Annotated in this window: 12 protein-coding genes and 1 pseudogene; 1 reads left to right on the forward strand and 12 read right to left on the reverse strand. The window is 43.5% G+C overall.

Annotated features, from left to right (window positions below; translation table 11 throughout):
- The 5 genes from BSCG_RS20095 to BSCG_RS20075 form a co-directional block, all read right to left on the reverse strand.
- Nucleotides 1–1,720: heparinase II/III family protein (locus BSCG_RS20095; RefSeq protein ID WP_032849381.1), on the reverse strand; the 1,720-nt coding region annotated here is incomplete at its 3' end.
- Between the two features lie 46 nt (nucleotides 1,721–1,766).
- Nucleotides 1,767–4,031: a chondroitinase-B domain-containing protein gene (locus tag BSCG_RS20090; protein ID WP_008775299.1), complete on the reverse strand. Its 2,265-nt coding sequence runs from the start codon at nucleotides 4,029–4,031 to the stop codon at nucleotides 1,767–1,769.
- A gap of 3 nt (nucleotides 4,032–4,034) precedes the next feature.
- Nucleotides 4,035–5,717 (reverse strand): IPT/TIG domain-containing protein, encoded by a 1,683-nt coding sequence (locus tag BSCG_RS20085; RefSeq protein ID WP_008641354.1) that lies wholly within the window; start codon nucleotides 5,715–5,717, stop codon nucleotides 4,035–4,037.
- A gap of 20 nt (nucleotides 5,718–5,737) precedes the next feature.
- Entirely contained in the window at nucleotides 5,738–7,258 is a 1,521-nt protein-coding gene (locus BSCG_RS20080) for a RagB/SusD family nutrient uptake outer membrane protein (RefSeq protein ID WP_008641355.1), read from the reverse strand.
- A 12-nt stretch (nucleotides 7,259–7,270) separates the two neighbouring features.
- Nucleotides 7,271–10,453 (reverse strand): SusC/RagA family TonB-linked outer membrane protein, encoded by a 3,183-nt coding sequence (locus BSCG_RS20075; RefSeq protein WP_008775301.1) that lies wholly within the window; start codon nucleotides 10,451–10,453, stop codon nucleotides 7,271–7,273.
- A 241-nt stretch (nucleotides 10,454–10,694) separates the two neighbouring features.
- Between BSCG_RS20075 and BSCG_RS20070 the strand changes: the two genes are divergently transcribed.
- A complete protein-coding gene (locus tag BSCG_RS20070; RefSeq protein ID WP_008641360.1) occupies nucleotides 10,695–11,414 on the forward strand; it encodes a FadR/GntR family transcriptional regulator in 720 nt (239 codons plus the stop codon).
- Nucleotides 11,415–12,312: 898 nt separating this feature from the next.
- Here the strand turns inward: BSCG_RS20070 and BSCG_RS20060 are convergent.
- From BSCG_RS20060 to BSCG_RS20030, 7 genes and pseudogenes are all read right to left on the reverse strand, one after another.
- A complete protein-coding gene (locus BSCG_RS20060; protein ID WP_008775304.1) occupies nucleotides 12,313–14,817 on the reverse strand; it encodes a glycoside hydrolase family 31 protein in 2,505 nt (834 codons plus the stop codon).
- A gap of 36 nt (nucleotides 14,818–14,853) precedes the next feature.
- Nucleotides 14,854–16,631 (reverse strand): annotated as a pseudogene (locus BSCG_RS20055) (glycoside hydrolase family 66 protein).
- 14 nt (nucleotides 16,632–16,645) lie between these two features.
- Nucleotides 16,646–18,160, reverse strand: coding sequence for a SusF/SusE family outer membrane protein (locus BSCG_RS20050; RefSeq protein ID WP_008775306.1), 1,515 nt, complete (start codon nucleotides 18,158–18,160; stop codon nucleotides 16,646–16,648).
- A 36-nt stretch (nucleotides 18,161–18,196) separates the two neighbouring features.
- A complete protein-coding gene (locus BSCG_RS20045) occupies nucleotides 18,197–19,660 on the reverse strand; it encodes a RagB/SusD family nutrient uptake outer membrane protein (protein WP_008775307.1) in 1,464 nt (487 codons plus the stop codon).
- A gap of 42 nt (nucleotides 19,661–19,702) precedes the next feature.
- Nucleotides 19,703–22,702 carry a SusC/RagA family TonB-linked outer membrane protein gene (locus BSCG_RS20040; protein ID WP_008775308.1) on the reverse strand — a complete coding sequence of 1,000 codons (3,000 nt, stop codon included), beginning with the start codon at nucleotides 22,700–22,702 and terminating at the stop codon, nucleotides 19,703–19,705.
- Between the two features lie 212 nt (nucleotides 22,703–22,914).
- Entirely contained in the window at nucleotides 22,915–24,564 is a 1,650-nt protein-coding gene (locus BSCG_RS20035; RefSeq protein ID WP_004298604.1) for a DUF6377 domain-containing protein, read from the reverse strand.
- 186 nt (nucleotides 24,565–24,750) lie between these two features.
- Nucleotides 24,751–25,779 (reverse strand): Fic family protein, encoded by a 1,029-nt coding sequence (locus BSCG_RS20030; protein WP_004317407.1) that lies wholly within the window; start codon nucleotides 25,777–25,779, stop codon nucleotides 24,751–24,753.
- Nucleotides 25,780–26,093: the final 314 nt, after the last annotated feature.

Consider the following 26,093-nt stretch of genomic DNA (forward strand, 5'->3'; position numbering starts at 1 on the left):
CAAGAGTTTTCAGTTCGTTAGTTGCTTTGGCGTAAGGGAAGTTCAGGGAAACGAAGTGCCCGTTATACCAGATAGGGTAATCGTATTGGTGCTCTTTGTCCGCATTTGCTTGCAGCACATCCAAGATTAACGGGAATTGCAGGAAAGGGGTAGTCACGTAAGCCAGTGTACGTTTCATCTCTATTCCGGGATAGGCATTGGTGTCTTTCGCCACCATTACCTGAAAATGTCCGCCGTTGAAATCATGGTAAATAATATCTGAATGATAACGGGAAGAGACTTTTATATCTCCGGCAAAGTGGGATGTTTCGTCCACGACCAATGTATTGTGCGCAATAGTCTGTTTGGCAAACGATTGGTTTTCACGGGTATAATGACCTTTGTACTTGGCTTCGATATTCAAGAAGCGGGAAGCACCGTAGTCGGGCAGAATCTCGTTCCCATTGTCGTAATAAGCCATTGTCAGTTTATCAAAATGTCCATGGCTCAAGCCGTGTGAGGTAGCTTTCAGTGTCAAGGCGCTGTTCAGATTAGAATCTGTGGAGCGGATTACGGCTACACCGCCTTCATCCCCCTTGCGCCCGTCACGAAATACACTGCTACGATAGATAATCGGAGCAGCTTCTCCGCGGGCAATATCACGGGCTACTTTAAAACCGCCGCTAGTAGGGAGATAAGTATGCTGGTACTTATTTGCAACGGACAGCAGTGATTTGTCCGAAGGATTAACATTATACAATATGTCTACCGCATATACCAGTTCCTGTGCGGAAAGCCCTTTCAGCAAGGCATCATTAATATGGAAGAATTCGCCTTCATAAGAAAGTTGTATCAATGTGGAGAGGGCTTTTGAAAGAATGCTATCCCGGTAATTGAAGATTTTCAAGTCCGGCAGTTTATTCTCGATGCATTGGGCGAAGATGACGAAAGGCCAGATGGCATAACGTTGATAGTAGGCTCCTTCCGTGAAGTAACCGTCGGGAGAGAACAGGTAATCCATCTGGCGGATAAAGCCGCCCCGTTTGCCTGTTCCGTCAGAACCGTAAAGTGCCTTCTTTACGTAATCTTCACGATTCATCGCAAAGCCAATCATACCGACGGCGGCCGTAGCCCATGTAGCATGGTTGTGCATTTTATTGAATGTCTTGTTATTTGCATGGTTGTCTCCCATACCGTCCATGATGAAGTCCGCCATCGGAACGAAAAGATTCTTCTCGATAGTGGCACGCTGTTTGGATGAGAGTGTGTTATAGATACAGTCATAAGCAACCGCTGTATGCACCAGCCATACACTTTCATTCAGTGTCTGCCAAAACAGACGTCCCGGGACGGGGGAAAGTTGCAGGGGGTGGAACCCTAAAGTAGGGTATAGTTTTGCATAGGCTTCCAACATATCGCCCACGTAGGCGGCATATTTCTTATCCCCTGTCAACTGATAGGCAACTCCACAATGGAACATGGCATAGTAATTGGATTTATGCTGTTCGTGTACCACACCGCCACCGCCATCTACGGGAACCGGTACGGAAACAGGAGAGTTTACTGCTGCATCGGCTGCGGCCAACACTTCCGAAAGAGATTTGTCGAATGCGGGTACTGTCCCCTTTCCTGCCCTCATCTCGTTCACTTCTTCCTGTGTGAAAAGAAGGGACGGATGTTGGGCAAATGAAAAGAGGTATCCACCTAAAACCATGAATATGCAAATAATAAGTTTTCTCATCTTACATCATTTTCTATTTCAATAATAGTATCGTATGACAACTGTTCTACTTCTTTTTCAAGCCGATAGAGAGTTTTTCCAGTTCGCTACCCTCAACCGGAGTATAATCGTATGCTTCGGCATTGATATATGCGGGACGGAAATTGTACATCTTTCCCTGTATTGCCTGGGAAGTGGTAGTCATCATTCTACCGGAATTCCACAGATTACAGTTTGCAATGCGTACTTTCTCCCAGGTCGCCTCATCCAGGCGGATAGTTGCCCCGCCGCGTCCGCTATTATCAAAATTGCAGTTCTCTACTGTCAGTACTTGCGGGCCAATCAGGCGCATGACACTTCCACGTTCTTTGTTGCAACAGTCTACAAAGGTACAATGTCTGATAGTAATATAAGGGCCTGCCGTACTTTCATCGCTTCCGCCACGATAAATATTAATAGGTAAACCCAACAGACGGTAGAAGGAACAGTTTTCAATCAACATGTCGTCGGCATTATAGCGACCTATATCATCTTTCTCTGCCGCATAGTTGATAGCATCTCCTGATAAATCGCGGAAAAGACAGTTGCGGATGGTAACGCTTTCGGCAAAAGTAGCTTTTGTTCCTTTAATGGCAAAGAATCCGCCTTCTCCGAAGTTCTGGAATTCGCAGCCGTCTACTATCAGTGTATAAGGTTGTATCATATCAAAGGCAGTAGAAATTCCTGCTTTAGCCAAAGCCTTTCCGGGCTCTAATACGCCATCGAATGTTATATTCTCAATGACCATTTTGCCGCCATCGGCAATAGTTACCATATTATCCGGCTTATCTCCGTTGAAACGGACAAGCGGCTTGTTGGCTGCATCGGCTGCACGGATAGTCAACGGTTTGTCAATGAACATAGCACGTTGGATAGGATATGTGCCTTTCGCCAAAATAATGACGTCACCCGGTTCTGCCGAATGAATGACTTCGGACAAGTTCGTTCCCGGAGACACATTGTATTCCTTATGAACATTCGCTGCTGGGTGTGCCACTTGGTTCTTAAACCAGGAAGCGCCTTTATCCTTACGTATCGCAGCATCGTCGGGCAACTGGGGAGCTTTTACTTTTTCCGTAGTAAATCCCGGAGCCGAGTAGTTCTTTGCCAATTGCACTTTGTTATCTTTGAACTGGATACCCGCTACGTCGTCAACGGCTATATAAGGCTGGTCGAGTCCTTTATTGATGATGATATTATCCGTGAATGAGACTTTTTCCGGTGCAAGAGTACGTTCCATATCCTTGCCTGTACCAAATTCTATATTCGTGCAATCTACGAATGTGTTACGGTACATCTTGACATCAACAACTTGACAATATCTATTAGGTAACGAATTGGGTACGGCATCCATAACTCCCAAAGCTGAGAAGAAACGGGTACCTGCCAAGCCGACCAATACATTATCGTAAATCTGATGTCCGGCATTGACGACACGGATACCGCCGGTATTGCGACGTCCGTTACCGATAAACAAATTATCATTCACAGTATTACGGTCACCATGACGCAGTGCTACCACTCCTTCACATTCCAACAGCGTATTGTTGCGGATGATGTTATCACTGGATTTAATAGAAATTACTTCCACTTCACCGGAGCAACGTTCGAACAAGTTATTCTCAATCACCGTATTTGAAGAACTGTAAGCTTGCTGGGAAGTTCCTACACGCATTGTTTCGGCACCGTTCGAGCCATACACGGGTCTTTCTCCAAAGTAGTTATGGTCAATCCGGTGATGATTTTCCAGACAACGTTCGTCGTTGAGGATGACAATCAATGTCACCCCCAAGTTAAGTTTTCCTGTCAACGAACAATGGTCTACTCTGTTGTGACGACCATAAAGCAATATATAGCTGTAAGCCTGGTCCCGGCGAGACGGATTGAATTTGTCTATCACACAATTCGTCAGACGACAGTGATTAGCCAGTTCTTGTCCGTTACGGAATTCTATTACGGAACCTTTGGGAGCGTATCCGTCAGTGAAATGCAATCCGCTGACAGATAGCCACTCGCCCGCTATCCGCAAGGTGGAACCACCTTCTACCTTTACCTTTCCGGGGTTCAGGGCTTCTATGGTAATAGGAGATTTCTCCGTTCCTTTGCCTATCCATTTCAACTGCATGTCCTTGTATTGACCGTCCTTGATGTAAATCCGGTCACCCGGTTGTGCAGTCTTCAAGCAGGAAGCTACTTCGGGGAGCGTTACGTCGTATCTTTTTGCAAAAGAGACTGACGGTAGCCCGATAAGCAGGAGAGCTATAATTGCCTTATGTATATTTCGTATCATCATTAATTATTGAACTTTTGAGTAATCGTAATCTTGTTTCTGCCAGTACATATCAAAGGTAATAGAACTTGCGGAAGGGTCTTTTTCCGTACCTTCTTTCATCTTGAAATCAGCACTCTTGATATACATCAGCCCTATGCGCTTCACATCCCTAACCGGATTCTTATCAGCTGCTTTATTGTCATATCCTTTCACATTGTAATAGAATACCAGGAACACAGCATCAATTGTCACATTAGTTTTCTCCACACCTGCTTCAAATTTATCTTTTGCCCAAGCATCAGTAGTAGGTGCAGCACTCACTGACGGCTTAATGCCGGCGCATGTTTTCTTTTCCACATCAAGCGGGAAAGTTATTTCATCAATCTTTTTGATATTGCCAGCTTTCACATTATTGACCAGCTCCGCACAATCCGGGTTAGTCTCCGGATCCAAATATGCAAATGATAATGCAGGGGTGCCATAATAGCTGCTCCCCCCCGTAATGGAAGCCTTACCGGAAGTTTTAAAATTCTTCAACTGCCCGTTAGAGTTCGCCGGACTATTGATAGCTAAATTGAATTTAGAAGATGAGCCGGAAATGAAAAAATAAGGATTTACAGAATTATAGTCTGTTTCGGACACAACCGGAATATTCGCTGTCTTACAAGTATTCTTTCCTGCAGCAGCAATAATATCCACTTCCTGGCTCCATACATCATTAGAATAAACCCGTCCTGTTTCCGGTGAGAAGAATGCAGAAGTCTCTCCAGCCTGTGCATGAATAGTCCTGTTCTCCCAATAATATACAAAAGCCACCCTTACAATAAATTCATCCGTTAATGTCGGTGTCTCACGACCGTCAAAATAAGAAATCTTTAACGGTACCATATTATCACCGTTCTTAAAGCTATCAGATGTAGGTACAACAAACTTTAATTCAGTTTCAGTCTGCAACGTAATAGTACACTCAATATCACCTAACAGCACTTTATCAATCTTATTTAGATATGCTCCCTCCAGCACTACCATATCTCCCACGTTGGCTGGTTCAAATACAGTAGTTGTAACCTCAGGCTGATAACGTTTCACCGTTAACTTGGGTGCGGACGAACTTGACGTCTCCACTTCTTTTGTTCCATCAAAATATTTAAATGTTACAATAGCCTTGTCACTTTCCACATAAGGAACCTTTACTACTATCTCATTCTCACTTTGTGAGATGATCTCTGCCTCATTTCCTTCTGTCCCGCCTTCGGCAGTGAAAAGAACAGCACTCACCACATTCATGGAACTACCGGAGAGCAACAAATTATTGCCCATTTCAACTTCCGAGGGCATTCCGGCCTGTGAAACGACAGGAGCCGGATATTCAAGGGTAAAATCTCCTTCGGACACACCCTCACCTATCGAATTTACCAATACAATTTTACCACTGCGTGCCTGATTTGTCACTTTCAAAGACAAACGCCGGTTGGACACTTTCTGTAGGATAACGGCTTTTCCACCACCGATAGTAGCACTTACCACATCATCCAAATATTCTCCGGTAACAACAATCTCACTACCTATGCTTCCACTCTCGGGCGAGAAAGAAAGGATTTCCGGTGAACTAACCGCCACATCCTTCATCGACGTAGAATCACAACCACACAAAAAGAATAAACAAACAAACAATGATGCCAGACTCCATTCTCTATATTGTTTCATATTCGTAAGCATTTAAAAGATTAATAACCCGTATTCTGTGCTATCTCTGGATTAATGTCAATCACACTCACCGGAATAGGCAGAAATGTTTGCCAATCTTCTATATCATTCACCGTATAAGAATATTCCGTATAAAGAAGCTCGCTGTTCAAGTAGTTGTTTACTGTCTGAGTAGCGATTCCCCAACGAAGAAGATCAAACCAACGCTGGTTCTCAAAAGCCAGTTCAAGCCTGCGCTCATTACGTACAGCCTTTCTAAAATCATAAAGACTTGGCAGGTCGGTCAGTGTATATGTAGAAACACCGGCACGTTCACAAACCATATTCAAATACTTCAGATTGTCTGCAGAAGGCCCCGAGATTTCATTTGTCAATTCAGCATAAAGCAAAGCAATATCAGCCACACGAATCACAGGCCAGTCACTCTCGCCATCATACTGTGTAGTTACAGGATTTACATACTTCTTACAGTAACGGCAATTACCTTCCGTCACCCACGTCTGAGTAGTTGTATTGAAATATTTCTGGGCGATATTCACATCCAGACGTTTATCAGCCCCCGCACCTCTTTGCTCGTAAGCTGCAATAATATTGTCAGTAGGAGTATTATAACCGGAAGAAGTACCGATAATCACATTTGCACCATTATTGACCGGAGCAAACATATTGCCGAACGGCGAACCGATACCGGCATTTCCCGAAAGGTAACGAACCGCAAAGATTATCTCCTTATTCATCTCATTGCCAATATCAAAAACCTTATCATAAGCCACAAGATCACTACCCGATTGCGGATTTCCCACAGATTCACTTTCGAGTACTTCCTTACACAGTCGGGCGGCACGGGCATATTTCTCGTCACCCGCCTGGTAGTGCGTAGCATATACTTTGGCAAGCAACGCTTTTGCCGAATTCAGGTCAGCACGTCCCAAGTCACCGTCCGCCATCTTGCCGGGCAACAGTTCATTATTGACAATATTCTCCAAGTCTCCCTCAATAAGCGCATATACTTCATCCACCGTAGAGCGTTGCATATCACGGGCCACTTCAGAAGGAACCTTGGAAGTAACAATAAATACCGGCCCCCATAAACGGACCAGATTGAAATACTCCAATGAACGAAGAAAAAGTACTTCTCCCTCATATTGGTTCCGCAATGTCTCGTCCGTCACTACATCAAGGTAAGAAATAACATTGTTTACCCGTGCAATTGTGGCATAACAGGCATTCCAATACGTTTTCACCCATTCGTTTTCCGGTACGATAGTACCCTGGTCGAGCTGTTCCACCAGTCGTGTAGTATTCGAAGAAGAACCTGCAGCATACATACGTCCGTTATCCGAGCGCAATTCTGTCATGGCCCACTCGTAATACATCACATCATGCAGGGAATTATAACAACCCAGCACCAGATTATTTACCGACGAAGCATCCTTCACATACTTATCCGCCGCCACTTCCGAATAAGGATATTGATCCAAATCACAAGCGGAAAATACCATGACGATTAACAATAATCCTATATAATTTATTTTTTTCATCGTTTTCCTCCATTAAAAATTAATATCAAAACCGGCAGAAATGGTAGAAGTCAACGGGAACCCACCACGCTGATACCCCGAAATCATTGCACTGGAATAATTACCGGATGTCATACGCGACTCCGGATTAATGCCTTTGTAGCCACTTCCCCAAATATAGAGCAAGTTACTGCCCGACACATAAAAACGTACACCTGATAACTTAATCTTACGGGCAGCAGTTGCCGGCAAGGTATATCCCACTGTAAAGTTACGCAGACAAGCATAAGAAGCATTTTGCAAAGGATAATCAGTAAGCATGAGGTCATGTCCCGTTTTCACATTCTGATAAGGCGTTTTTCCGTCACCCGGATGTTCTGCGCTTACCCAACGGTTCTTTGTGTACTTCTTGTTCCACTTCTTTGTTTCATTATAATATACATCACCATTAAGCACTGTGATGCCCTGTACACCCTGAATAAGGAATGAGATGTCGAAATCTTTAATTTGGAAAGTATTGGTGATGCCCCATGTGAAATCCGGGTAAGGAGTGCCCAACGCAACCCGGTCTTCAGGAGTCAAAGAGCCGTCATTATTGGTATCGACAATGCGTATTCCCCCCGGTGCATCGTCTGAAAAATGAGGATTAGCTGCAATCTCTTCCGCACTATTCCATACACCACACGTCTTGTATCCATAGAATTGAATCAACGGCTCACCCACTTTAGCAAGATAACCCTCATTTCTTTCACCTAAAGAAATCATTTGTTGTTCACCGCCTAACTCCAATAATTTATTACGCGAAAGTGAGAAATTTATATTAGTATCCCATGAAAACTTACGGCTTTTCATATTATGCGTATCAAGCTGGATTTCCAAACCTGAGTTACGGACTTTTCCTATATTATTCCAATAGTGTGTGTAACCGGTAAACGATTGCGTCGGTTGTTCGAACAATAACGCACGTGTCACTGAATAGTAAGCATCTATCGCCAGATTGATACGGTTGTTGAAAAGTCCCAAATCCAGACCATAGTTAAACTCATCAGTCTGCTCCCATGTAATATTAGAATTAGCCAGCGAAGAAGAGATATTCGCAGAACCATTAACCAATGAACCCGTACCTTTGCCGGTCACGTAATTCGCACTGTTCAATACCTCGAGGGCTGCATTATAACTGATACGGTTATTTCCTGTCACACCATACGATGCACGAAGTTTCAAGTTAGAAATAGCCTTGATACCCTTCATGAATTTCTCTTCACTCACGCGCCAACCCAGTGATACGGAAGGGAACCAGGCATTACGGTTTCCTTTGGAAAAGAGCGATGAACGGTCCAGACGTAGAGAGGTAGACAACAAATAGCGCCCCAGATAACTATAATTGACACGTCCCAGATAAGATTCCAATACAACATCCGGATATCTGAAAGTTCCCGTACCCGCTGTATTTCCATTACCCTCACTAGCCAACTCGTAAACAGTGGCAGCATTCAAAGTATGGATGTCATCCGTAGCAAATCCCGTCGCAGCCATAGCCACCCGCTGATTCCGTGTCTTTTCTACAGTATATCCCAATAAAGCGTCAAGACTATGGTCTTTATTCTTTCCAAAGTCCAAATGGTAACTCAAGGTATTCTCACTCAACAAATCAATATAAAGTGCACTGGAATAAGTAGCACGGCTTACTTCCTTGTCTTTCGTAGCGTCCTTATTTGCATAATAATAAGAAGGGGCAAAACGAACATTCAAGCCGTTGGATGTCTTAAACTGTAATCCTTTACAAAGATCAAGCGTGAGATACATGCTGGCCAATCCTTGCATAGTCTCGCTCCAACGGAAAGTATTAGTCATTACGCTCGCCGGATTATTATTGGCAGAGCTAAATGGAGACGATTTTTCCAATACCCGGTTACCGTCGGCATCCAACAACGGATTTCCATCGGCATCCACGGCAGTCGGTGTCATAATATTGTTAAAATGGCTACCTCTTGCAAATCCGGTATATCCGGTCAGGTCTGTGCTATATGCATTGTGATAAACCGGTAAAAAAGAGGGAGTACGATAGAAATCAATAAAGTTATTTTTCGGACGTTCCGTCTTGCTATATGTACCGGATATATTAACACCCACCGTAGCTATCTTTGAGAGTTTGGTATCCACTTTAGTACGGAAATTCAGTTTGTCCAGTGAATTGTTGAGCATCACCCCCTGGTCTTTAGTATAGGCCGCTGAAATAAAATATTTCGTCTCTTTGCGTCCGCCCGAAACACTCATCTGCACATTCGTGATACCTGCCATATCACGCAAGCCCTCTTTCTGCCAGTCGGTAGTCCCCATCTGGCTTTCCAAATAAGCAGCCCCGCGAGCAGCACTCGGTACTTTCGGACCACCTAAGGCAGCTTCTTCTTCCAATAAGCCCAACCATTCGGAAGAAGTCATCATATCATGCAACTGATAAGCGTATTTAAATCCCTGATAGAACTTAAAAGAATATTTCGGTTTGTCCGGCGTACCGCTCTTTGTCGTCACCATAATCACTCCATTGGCAGCACGTGAACCATAAATAGCAGCCGAAGCCGCATCTTTCAAAATTTCAATAGACTTCACATCCGCAGCATTGATAGACGACAAACCACCGGATACGGGAAATCCATCTATGATAACCAACGGTTCACTATCTGCGGAAATGGAACCCGTACCGCGTACCCGGATAGAAGGAGTCACACCCACTTCTGATGTCTCATTAGAAACCGTCAATCCAGTCATAGCACCTTGCAAGGCAGTAGTGACATCACTCACCGGAACATTAATCAGCTTCTCACCTTCCAACTTTGAAATCGAACCTGTCAAATGAGATTTCGCCTGTGTACCGTAACCGATTACCACAACATCATCCAACATCTTCGAATCTTCTTCCAACGTCACATTCACAACTGTACGTTTGCCAACCGCTTCCGCCTTATCAACGTAACCGATATACGAATAAACCAAAATTGTCTTGGAATTAGGAACCTTAATGGAGTATTTACCTTCAGCGTCCGTCACAGTACCGGTAGGAACGGCAGCGTCTTTCACTGTCACCGAAGCTCCAATTAACGGACCCTGTTCATCTATCACCTTACCAGTAACTACATGCTGGGAGTAAACGTTCAATGTCCCTACCAACAACAGGAACATCATCACGACTTTTTTAAAAATACAGGAGTTGTTCATAGATTAGTGTTTTAATTTCTGTGACAAACGTAACGATTAAAATTGGTAAACCAAAATTTTGGTCTACCAATTAATATTTATTAATAATTAAATATAAGCCGCTTATAAATAACACGTTACGCGTACCTCTATATAAAAGGACAGGAGAATATTTTTACTAGAAAGCTTTACTTTGAAAGATAATATTTGTACTTTTACAGCCGAAACGGAAAAGGTCATCTTTTTAAAATATTTATATCTTATGAAAGACGAAATCAATTCGCAACCAGTTAAGCATGTAATAGAACACATAAAAAAACAAATATCAGAACGTCAGATTTTACCGGGAGAGCGTCTCCCTTCTGAGCGTAAATTATCCGAACTTTTGAAAGTCAGTCGGTCACATGTTCGCGAGGCATTGCAGAAACTGGAATTATACGGTATTGTAAAAACATATCCTCAGAGTGGAACAGTGGTATCCGAATTCTCCAAAGACCAGTTGGATACTATGATTACCGATGCATTGAAAATCAGCAGATATGATTTTTCAAGCTTGGTTTATGTACGTGTACTTCTGGAAATAGAGGTCTGCAAATTATGCGCAGTAAACCGCACAGAAGAGGATTTGAAGAATATCGAAAACACGCTTGTCGAACTGGAAGAAAAGTTTGATACAGACCTTCGTGTCGAAAAAGATTTTGCCTTTCACCAGGCCATTGCGCAAGGCGGACATAATCCGGTTATCAGTTCACTCCTGCTTATTATTACTCCCGATATTTTAAAATATTATCAAAAATACAAAGTTTGTGCTGTTCCTCAAAAAACGGTTCATGCAGAACATAGGGAAATGTTACAGAAGATAAAAGATAGGGACAAAGAAGGAATGAAAGAACTGGTGCTCCGCCACTTGGCCAATCTGATTGATTTTGCTAAAATGTCCGCGAAAGGCGATATCCCGGAATTCGAATACGGACATATCTAAGATACGTAAAAGAATAGATTTAATTAGCTGTATGCGAGAAACTATCCAGTCTCTTGTATACAGCTAATCCTATTTAATAAGCAATGTTCTATTTTTAATATTATACAAGGAAATGGCCAATTAGAAAATAACGAACCGGAAAATAAACTGCATAAATAAATGCATGAGCATACAAAAAGATGCCTAATATTGCATAAAAGCAAACAGGATATGCATCTTTCTCTATTCAGAAACCGCTCATTGCTTTAAAACCAACGAAGTGTTCCTCGGTGTGCATCGACTTGTTCCTCACCGAGGAAGCTATCGTTCCCCGGTGGAGAAGATAGAAATGGATTATTAAGAAACATTTTTATCTCTAGTTTACCATAATATATCGGAAAGGAAAAAACAATAAAATGATTAGTTATTCGGGCATCTGTTCTCCAAATAACAAAAATAATCAAAAATCTATCGCAGCTTGATTGGCATATTTTCGAAACAGCAGAAATAGAGAATCGTGTAATTACAAATGCAGGACATTTTCCTGCTTTTCTTTACCAAACTTGCAATTCACGTCCTTCTTCCAATGATTAAATATTCCTTTTTTAAGAATCATCGTTTTTTAAGAAGGTTATTGATTCCTTCAGAAGGCTCTTTCAACTTTTATCCTTCAATAGTTCTTTTGTCTTATCCGCCAAAAACAGGGGGATATTAATCAAATTACCATCTTGTTTCAAATTCAGCATTGAATAGCGAATCAGGTAAGCGGGTTGGAAAAGCTTCTCATAATGAATCACACTTTTGATATCAGAAATGTGATAACTTACACATTTCTGATATGAGTTTCGTGCGAATCTACACATTATCCATATAAAACGAAAGAAAAACTCTGAATATTAGCTTGCCAACAGCTCCCTGTTTATTTAAAAGTAATCATCAACTGTTCATCAACACCTTTATCAGGTATTCTCACACTACAGACACCTGTTTCCTTATCCCAACTCCACGCTACAGTTTCAGTGTTATTCTCCAGATTTTCTTCCAAACGTTCCGGTTTAGTTTGCTTTATCTTCTTTCCTTTGACAGTTATCTCTTTCGGAGCTTTCGCAGAATAAATACGGAACAACAGATTTCTCGGACCGGGAACAGTGTATCCTTTTCCTTCACGGGCAGAGACGGTCAGTTCATATCCATTTGCCAGAGTGCTGCAAATAATCGGTGTTTTGACAAATTCATCACGCTGATATCCTAAGTCTTCTCCTTCATCTTCGTAAAGAGTAAAGGCTGCTTGTGCACCTTCCTGGGCGGGAAAGATTTCAAAAGTAAGTGGATATACCGGTTTCTCATGGGTGTAGTTCATCACCGGCATGGTAGGGATGATGGAACCTTGCTTCACAAACATGGGAACAGAGGACAAGGGAGCATCAACGGTAGTCCATTGCTCTCCGGTGTAGACCGTCTGCTTGTTGTTGTAGTCTATCCATGTGCCTTCGGGAAGATACACGTTCTTTGTGCGAGCACCTTTCTTCACCACAGGAGCTACCAACAATTCACGACCGAACAGGAATTGGGCATCCGTGGAGAAAGTTTCCATATCCATTGGATATTCCAGAAACAGAGGCCGCATGATAGGCAATCCTGTATCATACGCTTCGCGGGCGTAAGTATAGATATACGGTAACAAACGATATTTCAGTTCGATAGCCGCTTTCGCGTTCTTTTCCGCTTCCGGCCCGAAAAGCCACGGTTCCACCGGGTTATCTCCCTCATGGTGGATACGGCTCAAAGGATTAAATGCTCCGAATTGAATCCAACGGGTATAGAGTTCGGCCATAGCCGGATAATCCTCAATATCCCCACAGTAACCGGTGATATCACAGGAAGAAAATGGGATTAATCCCAATCCGGCGGAAAGCATTACAGGAATCTGATTGGCTAATTGTCCCCAACCTTGCAGTACGTCGTCTCCGTTTCCGCTATCACCCGTCCAGCCAAACGTATAACGTTGCAAGCCGGCATAAGCAGCACGAGTCATCTGGAAAACACGACGGTCCGGATTCCTCTTTTCAAATTGCTCCTTCACCACTTTATCCCAGGTCAGGCCATAGACGTTATGAATTTCATCGTGCATACCGAGATGGTGCTTCATCACCAGGCGTTCCGTCTGCTCCTCGTTACTCCAGGCAGGTTCACCCATGTCTGTCCAGAAGCCGGAGACACCATCGTCAATAGGTTTCTGCTGATAGGTTCCCCACCAGTCGGCTACGGCAGGCAGAGTGAAGTCCACCACTCCGCAGTTTCCACCCCACGGCCAGGGCATATCGTAGCTTTTACCGTTCGTATTGTCCTTTACAAAATAGCCCAGGCGGTCTGCTTCTTCCCATTGTTTTTTGTTGGCTTGTACAATTACCGGGTCTTGAGATACGACTACCTTAAAACCCATCTCTTTCAAATCCGAAAGCATCTTCCTAGGGTTTTCATAGTTTCCTTTGCGCCATTCGAAATCCTGCAAGTATTCTGTCCAGCCGATGTCCTGATAGATAATATCACAAGGGATTCCCCGTTTCCGGTAGCCTTCGGCTATCTCACGACTTAGCTTTTCACTTGTCAACAGACCGCGGCATTGAGCAAAACCCAACGCCCATTTCGGCGGCATGATAGGTTTTCCGGTCAGTCTGACGTATTGGCTGATGATTTCTTTATAGTCTTTACCGAAGATAAAGTAATATACCATTTCCCCGTTCGGCGCTTCAAAGCTGTAATAATCACGGCTTTCTGTTCCGAATTTGAATTCCGTCTTATAGGTGTTATCAAGGAAAATACCATACCGGTAATTGCTCATAAAGAAAGGAATACTTTTGTAAAGAGGATCTTCTACCACGCTATAACAAGGTTTGTCACTATTCCACATCTTATAAGACTCGCCACGACGGTCCATCTTTCCCGCTTTCTCACCAAGTCCGAAGAAGTGCTCGTCACGACGAAGCACTTTATATTCCACCTTCTTCGTTCCTTCACTAACATGGCCTTTATCGGCATAATCACTAAACAGAAGTTTCTGATATTTATCGAATATCTGAAGACTCATCGGAGATTTATTCACCCGGATACGCAACTTCGGAGTAAATATCTCATAACAGGCCGCCTGTTCATCCACATGAATAGTTCCTACCTCTTCCAGTTCTTCATTAATCACTGCAAACGAAGCATTTCTTCGTTGCAATTGCCCGTCGGGTGAGAACCAGATTTTCACGACGGAAGAGCTGCAAAGTTGCAATTGCAAGGCGGCACTGTCCGCCAGGTGAAAAGTCACCTGACGTCCCTGCTGTGTAAAAGAAGTGCATGTACGTGTCTCATTTTCCGCCCAAACCCATGTTGGAAATACCAGGCACAACACCCATACCCATAATCTATATCTAATCATCATACCTATCATTTTAGTTATTCTGTAGCAGCCGCTTTATTCAACCACAATCATTGTCCAATATTTCAGGGAAGGCAATGTAAATGAGACAACCCCGTTCTCCTGTGTAAAGGTCAATTCCTGCAAAGCCCCTCCGTGTGCATCCGGCGACGCTACCCACAGCTTATTCACCTTTGCCGACAGATTCATCTGCAAAGCCGCTTTTGTAATCAGAGCCGGTTCCGGCATCGTACCGTCCACATCTCTCCAACTAAGGCTGTTCGCTTGCGAGAAATTAAGAAGATGTATCACTTGCTTGCCACCTACCTGCTTGGCATAAGTAGTAACTGATCCCTGTTGAGGAGGCCAACTATTCAATCTCATTTCGCCATTGGTACAATTCATGGAAACACTATTCTCCGTACCACCGTCACGAAGCAGATTTTGATAAGAAGTCAGGAAATCATAATAACGAACCATCGCTGTTTTCAGTTCTTCGCTCATTGTCAGGTTCTCATTCGGAAAGTACTCTTTGCACAACATGTGATCGCCTCCCAACTCCAGGTGCGAACCACCCAAAGCAAACATGACAGCATCCGTCAATAAGACACCCGGCGTATTAAATTCTCCCCGATTATCCGCTTTATTATAATTCATATAAGCTGCAAAAACCGTATTCAACTGATAATTACCATAGACTCCATTTTCATAAAGAATGGCTTTCAGATTGGTAAAATCAGCCTCATCCGCCCACACTTCATTATAGAAGAAATCAACTTTACCTGTCTCTCCTATCTGACGGGCACCGTAACGGCTGACCGCATTCATCACCAAACTCTTGTCCGGATGAGCCTGCTTCGTCGCTTCAATAAAAGAAGCATATCCCTCACGCAGATTGACCGGAATACCGTTGTAATTGTAAAGCGTGCTGCGTCGTCCCAACTGGTCTATCTGATAGCCGTCGAAGGCAAAGTTCACATATACATCATCATTCCCTCGTTCAAATATTTCTGCCATTCCTTATTAGAAGGATCTACCAGATAAATATTACTTTTCCATCCGCCCGGCAGATCATGACTGTCTTTAGTAGTGTGAGAAGCATCCTTAAACAAATACCATTCCTCCTTCACCCCGTCCGTAGCGGCATCCTTCAACGCCCCGAAACAAAGATTGTAAAACATAGACTTCATACCGAAACGATGCTGCGCTTCAATGTAATTTTTCACCGAACTTGTATAAACCTCCCGGTTAGCGATGTCCATATACACTTCGTCCAACTGTGTGCGTGTACCGCCCAACGGCCAGTGATGCTTATTATGCCAGTCCTGAAACTGTACCCAATTGATGTGATGACGATTCAGATACGCCATCTCTTCCTGTGTCTTTTCAGCCGTCTTCTCCCGACTGAAATCAGCGACAAAACCATAACGCGGAAAACGTGCCGGATCACTGGATACATCTACCGCAATCGTACCGACAATCACATCTGTACCATTCTCCTGACGGTACAGTTCCGCCATATATCCTTTGAAATCAGTAGTAGGCGGTTGCCATGTCCAACTGGTACCATTTACCGACTCTTCTCCGACAACCTCCCCTAAAAGACGATAACGAACTTTAATTCCGGCAGGCAACGCGTCATCTGCTGTAAATACCACTTTCTCCCCCGGTTTATAGAAAGCCTTATCCGTAGATAGGTCCACACTTAAATCCGATGTTACCGGAGTCACTTCGGTGACACTGCCCGAAGCTCCTCCATTCTCCTGGTTCGACCCATGATCGTCACTGCAAGCCATACACAGGAAAGCAGCCACCAAATATATTATTTTCTTCATCTTGAATTCTTGTTTTATTGTTTCACAATCGAAATCGTCTCTTTCAACTGGTCAATCGTAATCCGATAAGAACCGGCTTCCTGAATATTCCATTTATAATCCAAACTACCCAAATCTGCATCCGGATACATACTGCTCAACTCCGCATCCGACTTAGCAACAAACAATGCCGTTTCTACTTCTCCCGTCGGAGCCTTGTTGCTCTTATCCGCCATAAACCAATCCCCGTTCCAGTCTGACTGTTTATCGCAGGATATCTTCATCTCACCTGTTTTCAGTGTGCCGCTCCAGGTAAAGATGTAAGGACTGTCGGCACTCTTCGTCATCGGAGTAGCATTGCCTAAATCCCATCCGTTTGGAGTTGCCTCACCCACCAGATACAGCCCTTCGTAAGGAGTGAACGGACGCATCAGCATCTTTTCTTTTCCTTTGCCTGTATAGAACCATACTTTATAAGGCTTGCCACATTCGGCTTCCTTCATCTGCCATTTATTATCGTCACCTCCAAGCACTACGGATGTCGAAGTGTACGGAGCATTAGCCATGGTAGGATGGAAGAAAGCATCCGCCTGACCGAAATCTGTCACAGAAGCGAATTTAAATTCTCCGTCTGCCTTCCAGGGAATCACAGCTCCATAATGGAACAGATCCATCTGAACAGCATCTTTAGACAGTGCTTCAAATCCCCAACCATTGTTACCCGTAAACGAACCGACAATGAAAAACTCCTCATATCTCCAGCCAATATCTTCCGTTTCGGTAAGTGTCAATGTCAGGTCGAGCAGGTTTGCTTTTACGATATAAGTTGCTTCTTTACTGATTGTGAACTGTTCGTCCGGTTGGTCACCCGATGTACGGTAGGTCAGTTTGAATCCTTCTTCGGCAGTAGCATCACGGTTGTACGACGGCAGGAATTCTCCTAAGGTCGTTATAAATTTAAACGATCCGGTATTCAGCTTTCCTGTCCATGTAAATTGTCCGTTATCCGTACGTTCCATTGCCGTTGCGTTATCGGCGCTCCATCCGTTCGGAGCAGCATCACCAATCAGGTAAAGCGTGGTAGTAACCGGCTGGTAGGTAGTCACTGTAAAGGCAGCCGTCGCAATCTGCTTCTGATCTTCCATTCCGGCAACGACGGCTGTGATACGTGCTTCCAACTCCGCTTTCACGGCATAGCCGATACCGAACTGCGTATGCAGAAATTGGTTGAGTTCTTCCACTTTCTTAGTCCATTGGTACGTTCCCGTACCCAAATCTACCGAATAAGGATTCGCAAAGTCCGTTCCGGCTTTCGCCAGTTCCAGCGTATAAGAGATACGGTTACCGCTTCCATAATTCGTTCCGGTAGTCCATGAAAGCGCCAGCGCCTCCTGACTATGGTTCTTTTCGTTCAACACCAACTCCTGCTGATTCACCGAAAGGGTGAGGGTATCATGTCCTTTATCTGTCTCCATATAATCCTCGGCACAGGCAACCATCGTTCCACCGATGAAAAGAGAGCATAACAATTGATATATATATTTCTTCATCATATTATTTGTCTAAATGAATGATTATAAAACGGATTAATAACCGGGATTTTGAGTCATCAGGTGATTGGAGTCCATCTCCGTCTGCGGAATAGGCAACAAGAGACGTTCTTTGGTCACATTATTCTTACCGATAGATTTCAGGAATGTCAATGCATAATTTCCATTATCAACCCGGATCATATCGAACCAGCGATGTCCCTCAAAAGCAAGTTCCATCCGACGTTCGTGAATAATCTTTTCTCTCATTTCGGTCTGCGTCAGAGTAGTCGGCAGCTCTGTCAGTCCGGCACGCTTACGAACGATATTCAATGGTTCGGCAGCCTGATCAGGATGTCCCTGCTCATTCAAAGCTTCCGCTTTCTTCAGTAAGACATCCGCATAACGGTATACTACAAAGTTGTTGGGGTTGGTATTATACTCCGAAGAGACGTCTTTCGACACAAGGAACTTACGTACGTTATAACCCGTATTGGACCAGGAACGTTTGTATTCCATACCATCAAAAGCAGGACAACCCTGATACAACACAGTGATATCTTTCCGCAAATCACCGTCTTCGTATTGCTTGACAAACTCTTCCGTAGGCAAGTTCCATCCATAAGCACCGGCTACCATACCCGAATTACGTGGTCCCATGAAAGTAGACAACCAGGACGCTTGATTATCGCCGCCCCAAAAGTCATATTCCGTACTACCGGAGTATTGCACTTCGAAGAGAGATTCCGCACCATTATTGATCGTCGCATTAAAGTTATCGGCATAATTGCATTGAGTCAGATCATATCCCATTGCAGCAATGTTATTGCACAAGGTCACTACTTCATTATAATAGTCACGATGATTGGGAGCCAGTGTCAGGTAAATATCCGCCAGCATCGCCATTGCAGCCTCTTTGCAGGCACGTCCCCTGTCAGCATCTCCATAACTGCTTTTCGGAGGAAGCATATTCACTGCATTTTTGCAGTCGGAAAGAATTTGAGCATATACCTCATCTACCGTATTACGGGCAATATCCGCAGATTCTCCCGGTTCAAACGGCTCCAAGCGCAAAGGCACCCCTCCGTACAAACGAACCAGAATATAATAATAATGTGCACGCAGGAAATAAGCCTCACCCATGCAACGGGTCTTTATCTCATCGGAGATAGATGCTGAAGGCAGATTGGAAAGCACGATGTTGCAACGTCCGATCCCAACCCACGGAGAACGCCATACATACAAGGCAAAGCCGTTGTCGCTCTGGGCTATGAAATTGGAAGCCTGAACAGTCTCCAAACCGTCAGTACCTCCTCCGGCTCCTACTTCACTGTTGCCTGCGATGATGTCGAGGCTCCAAATACGCTGGTTATACATATTAGATGACTGAAGAGTCTTGTAGCAGGCAGTAGTCAGTGCCACAGCAATCTCATTCGTCACTTCCGATTCGGGATCGACGCCATATTTGGGATATTTATCCAAGAAATCGTTGCACGATGTCAATGCCAGCACGGCAGACATAAATACCAAAGTTATTATCTTTTTCATATTCTTTCTCCTGATTTAAAAGTTAAAGTTCAAGCCCATACTGAAAGTACGTGAAATCGGGTAACGGCTGCTGTCGATGCCATTAATATCCACTTCCGGGTCGAAGCCGGAATATCCGGTGATAGTTGCCACATTCTCGCAAGAGAAAGAGATGCGGGCATTTTCCAGTTGAATCTTTTGCATCCACTTTTTAGGCAGTGTATACGAAAGCGTGATGTTCTTCAGACGGAGATAGGAACCGTTTTCCACAAACCTGTCGGATACACGGCAGTTCTGGTTCGGGTCTCCCCAAATGGCGCGGGGCATAGAGTTGCTGGTACCTTCACCCGTCCAGCGGTTCAATACGGCTGTGGTTTGGTTGTAAGCGGCTGCCATTCCTTCGTTGTCAACATTGTTGGCGTTATAAATCTTGTTTCCCGATACGCCTTGCAGGAAAACGGAGAGTTCCCATCCCTTATAAGAGAAATTATTGCTTAAAGAGAAGAACCAGTTCGGATTCGGGTTGCCGATAACGGTACGGTCTTCATCGTTGATGACTCCATCGTTATTCAAATCCCGGAAACGGATATCCCCCGGAGCTGCTCCCGGTTGGGTGGCGTGGCGGTTTACTTCCTCCCAGTTTTGGAAAAGTCCGTCGGTCACGTATCCGTAGAATACATTGATCGGATAACCGGCTCTAAGCATAGTCACGTATGAGTTACCCATCTGATTGATAAACATCGGGGTTTCGCTGTTCAGATCCAGAATTTCATTCTTGTTATAGGTGGCCGTTAAAGCAGATTCCCAAGAAAAAAGACCTTTCAGGTTGATGGTGCGCAGGGTCATTTCCACTCCTTTGTTGCGCATCTTGCCGGCATTGGTAAAGGTTTCAGTAGTATCTTTAAAACCGGAGGTGATAGGGATGGAAGCTTTCACCAACATGTCTGCCGTCTTTTTGATGTAGGCATCCAGCGAAAGGTTGACACGTGAATTGAACAGACTCATATCCACACCGAAGTTGGTTTGGCGTACCTCTTCCCAATGAATATTCGGATTGGAAAGGGTGGTAGATACCAAAGCGGTGGAGTTGTTGTTGCCGAAAGGATAAACTCCCGTATTATAGGAAGCCACAAAGCCGTAGTTACCGATTTCCTGATTACCGGTCACACCGTATCCGATACGCAGTTTGAGGTCATTCACCGGAGAGTTGTCTTTCGGGAACCATTCTTCCTGCGAAATACGCCATGCCAGAGAAACGGAAGGGAATGTTCCCCAACGGTTGTTCTTACCGAAGCGGGAGGAACCGTCACGGCGCACAGTGGCTGTAAGCAGGTATTTATCTTCGTAAGAATAGTTGAGACGTGCCATCAGAGAGAGCAGTGCCCAATCGCTCTGGCTGCCACCGATGCTGTACATCTTCTCGCCGTTGTCCATTTCATGGATATTATCAAACATGAAGATATTCTTTTGAGCATTCAGGTAATCGTAGTTGTTCCACTGGGCGGAAGAACCTGCCATCACACCTACACGATGTTTTTGGGCGAAAGTATGGTCGAATACAAAATAATTATCCCACAGGTAGGTAAATGATTTGTTGTCACTCTTATAGCGGGAAGATTCTTCTACCGGATTCGGTTTCCAGTCGTAAGCCGGAGTAAAGTTGTCGACAAACCAGAATTTGGCGTCATAACCGAAGGTGCTTTTCAACTTCAACCATTTGGTAAAGGCAATCTCTCCGGTGATGTTTGCCAGAAAGTTATATCCTTTCGTCTCGTTCGTCATCATGTACAACGTACCGATCGGATTGCGGACACTTCCATACCATTGCGCTTCCTGTCCGGGACCGCTCCAGCTACCGTCTTCATTCTTCACCGGCTGGGTGGGGAGTGCTTTCATCGCATCTCCGATGCTGTAAGTTCCTCCTTCTTTCACGTCCGTACTGAATGTCAGGTTAGTAGTGAACTTCAACCATTTATTGACCTGGGCATCACTATTTGCCTGAAAGTTGAAACGACGGTAATTAACGCTTTCCACGATACCGGACTGATCGAGGAAACCGCCGGATACATAGTAATGTGCCTTTTCCGTACCACCGGAATAGCTAACCGAATAGCTTTGTTTCACTCCCGTACGTAACATCTCATCCAGCCAGTTCGTTCCTGTTCCCAATAAAGAAGGGTCTGCCCAATAAGGGTTTGTATTATCATCATTATTAGACAGCATATCATTGCTCAAGGCGGCATATTGCGCAGCATTCAGCATATCGGGCACTTTAGTAGCGTTCTGAATAGCCCAGTTTGCGTTTACCGTTACTTTTCCGGCACCTTCGGCACCACGTTTGCTGGTAATCATCACCACACCATTTGCACCACGGGAACCATAGATAGCTATTGCCGAAGCATCTTTCAATACGTCTACCCGTTCCACATCAGCCATATTCAAGGAAGACAATCCCAAGTCGGTAGGAATTCCGTCAATGACAATCAGCGGGTTACTGTTATTGATCGTACCCAAACCACGGATTTTAATGGTGACATTATCACCCGGCTTACCGGCATCGATAATCTGCACACCGGATACTTTTCCCTGCATTGCCTGACCGATATTAGCTACCGGAGAGTCTTTGATGTCCTTCACTCCGACAGAAGATACGGCACCAGTCAAATCGCTCTTTTTCATCGTTCCGTAACCTACTACAACAACCTCGTCCAATACTTCCGTATCTTCCTGCAAGGTTACTTTCAACGAGTTTTTCCCGTTCACCGGAACAGTCTGCGTTTTATAGCCGACAAAAGAGATAGTCAGCGTGCTGTTAGCCGGAACGCTTAATGAGAAATTACCGTCTACATCGGTTATCGTACCATTCGTTGTACGTCCTTCCACCACACTGGCACCGATCACCGGTTCACCTGTGGCATCTACTACATGTCCTTTTATTGAAATCTGTTGTGCGAATGCACTAAGAGATAGGAACAAGCCCCACATTATTAATAAGAGGCGGCGTTCAAAGCCTTTCGACTTCATACTCTGTTTCATGTACATTAATTTAAAGTTAATATTAGGGTTACTTTTGTTTTCGTTCTCTGTGTCATTGCTGAAATGACCGTGAAACAAAAGTATCCACATTTCATACTGCTTCTTAAAGCAGATAGCAAAAATATAGTGATTTATACAGTATCTCACAGCATAAACCACTAAATATAAGAACGTTATAAAATAGAAGTCAGACTAAAAAAGTAGTAATTTTCTTATTCTTCCACCTTCCCTATTTGCATTACTTTAGTCTCAAATTCATCTCTTTCTCCCAAAGCTTTGTTACGGACACGGGTCCGGTAATTATAAATGGTAGTCACGGAATAACGGAGGAATTGCGCTATCTTGGTACTGTCCGTAATCCCCAGCCGGATAAGGGCAAAGATACGGAGTTCGGTGTTCAACAGTTCTCCCGGTTTGGGTTGCATGGGTTCTGTGAGCAGCGCATTAAATTCCTCCACAAAATTGGGGAAGAGTTGCAGGAAAGTCATGTCGAAGTTTGCATAAAACTCTTTCAGTTCTTCGTCAAGGAATTGAGAAGATTTAATGGCTTTATATAGTTCTTCCACTCTTCCGGCAGCAGCAATTTTATTTAGGGAACGACGGTATAAATCCATCTTGTCGAGATAAGTGGAGCATTGGTCCATATATCGGCCGATATATTCCTCCTTGATATAATTGGCTTCCGAAAGCGTATGGTTCATCTCTTTCAGTTGCGAGTTGGAGTCGTGAAGTTCTTCGTTCAGTTCTTGCAACAACGTATTGGTATCGACCACTTCGCGACGTGCGGCAGCAACCTTTTTCATCTGCTTGTAAACGAAGAAAATGGCAACCAACAAAAATACGGAAAGCAAACTGATACAAATCAATGATACTTTCATCTCCTGCTGCTGCCGTTTGGTTTTCAATTGGTAAGCCTGGTCAATGATAGGAAAGACTTGCGAGATTTCTAACGTACGAAGGCGGGCATTGCAAAGAGTGGCATCCTCTAAGGAGCATTTCAGGTAATTGTAGGCACGGTCAATATCCCCTTCATCGTAGACAAGGGAAGCGAGTTTGCGCAAAGATACATATTCCTTTACTGCCGATTTTAGGTCGGCAATAGCCGAAAGGGCCAGGTAATGTTTTTGCCCCTGCTTGTCGCCTTTCAACCGGTAACCCTCGGAGAGAGTATAAGTAAGCATTGCTTTTGAATGGTCATCCAAAGAAGGTTTGTTGTAATATTCCATCAGCATACGGATGGCTTCATCGTATTGAGCATGTACGATACACTTATCCGCCATCACCAATACGTGCCCCAAAGAGTCGGAAGCGTTGACCTGCAGAAGAGAGTCACGATACAGATCCGTCATTCGATAATACTCTTTCTTGACTTTCTCCGTAACGGCATAATCTCCCATCAATCCGTAAATAGTGCGATACAGATGATAATAGTAACCATAGAGATAATCGGGCAACGTTTTCTTATCAATCTGCCCCAATAGTTCCAACGCTTCTTTATACATTCCGGTAGTTCCCATCACTTCCGCCATATTCATGGCAGCATCATCCAGGTAATCCAGTTTATCCATGCGATGCGCCAGTTCCTCTTTCCGTTGAGCATAGACAAAAGACGAATCCAGATTATAAGCCCGGTATTCATCGAAAAGACGTCCGCAAAAACCATATCGTTGTTCATCGGAAGTAGCCTCCGCCAACAATTTCTTCAGGTCAGCGATACGCGCCTCCTTTTCCGCTCCATAAGTCTGACGATTTTTAATGATACCATCAATCTCACGAAGTAACGCATCGGTACTCTTATTATCTTTTGCATAAAGCAGACCGGAAAGGACGATTGTCACAAAAATCAGAATCACTTTTTTCATAGTGCCGTATGTATTATAGTTGCAAAGATAAAAGTCTTTCAGAAACTTCCGGCTTTCAGGAGAAAATTATTGCAGACGGAAAACCAATGTTTATTAAAACAGGAAGCATTACAAATTTATTATGAACATAATTATTATATTTATAATAATGTCATCGTTGGAACAACCATCAATATACAGATAAATTCAAAAGTATGTATTCACAGCAAATTCAAACTGTTCTATAAATATTTTCTTAAATGGATATATATTATTTTGTTCATAGAAAACTAACATAGCTTTCTTATAGTCGATAGAATCAACTGAACGAAATGATAAAGGACAATAACCGTTGGCTATAAGTATTGCATTACTTGTTATACGGGCAGTACGTTTATTACCATCAGCAAATGGCTGAATATAAGATAACAGAACTAAAGCTAGGAAAGCTTTATCAAAGATACTCTCCTTATTATTGATTAATTGACAAGTGTCTTCCATAGCTTCTCTTATTTGATATTCATTATCAAGTGGACGATAATTCGTACCCGTAATACCAACACGCCGAGAACGAATATGACGCTCAACTCCCAGTTCTTTAATAAGGATACTATGAATGTCTTCAATCTTTCTTATTGATAAATACTGAAGATAATCAGGATTATCTAAAATAAAATCAAGAGCTTCCTTGTGATTTAGTAGCATAATGGCTTCTTCTTTAGTTTTACCTTTTGCTTCTTCTTTTTCCAGCAAAAGTCTTTCCGTTTCAAGAAGATTATATGTGTTCCCTTCAATTTGAGAAGACTTCCAACTAAGATCCACACCTAACCTTTCCATTTCTTTCCGGTACTCTCCGTCTGTCATTTCTAATACATTTCTTCTAAACGTTTCTTGAAGAGCCGTTAAATGTTTCCGTTCATCCATCGTGAAAGGGTCAACATTAGGCAATATATCAGGAATAAGGCTGAAATTGAAAGCTTGTTGAATTTCACGCTCATCAACTTCTTTCCGAAAGTATGATTCTAAGTCGAAATAACTTGTAACAAACGTTTGTGGTGTTAGTTTATAACAGGTGGCAGGTCCTTGCCCTATGACTTCAATACTTCCAGCGGAAATCATGGCAGCTAATAAACGCTTGAATGTGGCGACACTTACTTTAGTATTCACTCCCTCCATTAATTCTGACCTAGAAGATAGAGGATGAAAACGAAGATATTGTTGAATTTCTTCTTCCATTGCTATTTAATTGATTATATCGGCTCAAAAATACATAATATTATTAATATATCGGCTCAAAATGAGCCAATAATTACAGTGTATAGGACTCTTTTGAGCCGATATGAAAATCTTCAGCTACCTGTTAGTAGTCTCATATTGTTTCTGCATTGCTTTGATCTATTCTTCAGAATTCTTATTTATCACAGCAATTTTATCCTGTAATTCTTTATTCTGGATTTCAGATAATCTCATCTGTTCAGTATGGATCTTCTGACTGTCCTCTGTGGTGAAATAGTTCATTTACGTACGGGTTTGGCTCATTCTCTGTACGG

Origin of the sequence: Bacteroides sp. 2_2_4, from assembly GCF_000157055.1 — a bacterium.
Taxonomy (GTDB): Bacteria; Bacteroidota; Bacteroidia; order Bacteroidales; family Bacteroidaceae; genus Bacteroides; species Bacteroides ovatus.

What these genes read in the sequence shown, in the direction of transcription:
- BSCG_RS20090 (WP_008775299.1), bottom strand. Translation starts at nt 4,031, where the DNA reads ATGATGATACGAAATATACATAAGGCAATTATAGCTCTCCTGCTTATC.
- BSCG_RS20085 (WP_008641354.1), bottom strand. Translation starts at nt 5,717, where the DNA reads ATGAAACAATATAGAGAATGGAGTCTGGCATCATTGTTTGTTTGTTTA.
- BSCG_RS20080 (WP_008641355.1), bottom strand. Translation starts at nt 7,258, where the DNA reads ATGAAAAAAATAAATTATATAGGATTATTGTTAATCGTCATGGTATTT.
- BSCG_RS20075 (WP_008775301.1), bottom strand. Translation starts at nt 10,453, where the DNA reads ATGAACAACTCCTGTATTTTTAAAAAAGTCGTGATGATGTTCCTGTTG.
- BSCG_RS20070 (WP_008641360.1), top strand. Translation starts at nt 10,695, where the DNA reads ATGAAAGACGAAATCAATTCGCAACCAGTTAAGCATGTAATAGAACAC.
- BSCG_RS20060 (WP_008775304.1), bottom strand. Translation starts at nt 14,817, where the DNA reads ATGATTAGATATAGATTATGGGTATGGGTGTTGTGCCTGGTATTTCCA.
- BSCG_RS20050 (WP_008775306.1), bottom strand. Translation starts at nt 18,160, where the DNA reads ATGAAGAAATATATATATCAATTGTTATGCTCTCTTTTCATCGGTGGA.
- BSCG_RS20045 (WP_008775307.1), bottom strand. Translation starts at nt 19,660, where the DNA reads ATGTCTGCCGTGCTGGCATTGACATCGTGCAACGATTTCTTGGATAAA.
- BSCG_RS20040 (WP_008775308.1), bottom strand. Translation starts at nt 22,702, where the DNA reads ATGAAACAGAGTATGAAGTCGAAAGGCTTTGAACGCCGCCTCTTATTA.
- BSCG_RS20035 (WP_004298604.1), bottom strand. Translation starts at nt 24,564, where the DNA reads ATGAAAAAAGTGATTCTGATTTTTGTGACAATCGTCCTTTCCGGTCTG.
- BSCG_RS20030 (WP_004317407.1), bottom strand. Translation starts at nt 25,779, where the DNA reads ATGGAAGAAGAAATTCAACAATATCTTCGTTTTCATCCTCTATCTTCT.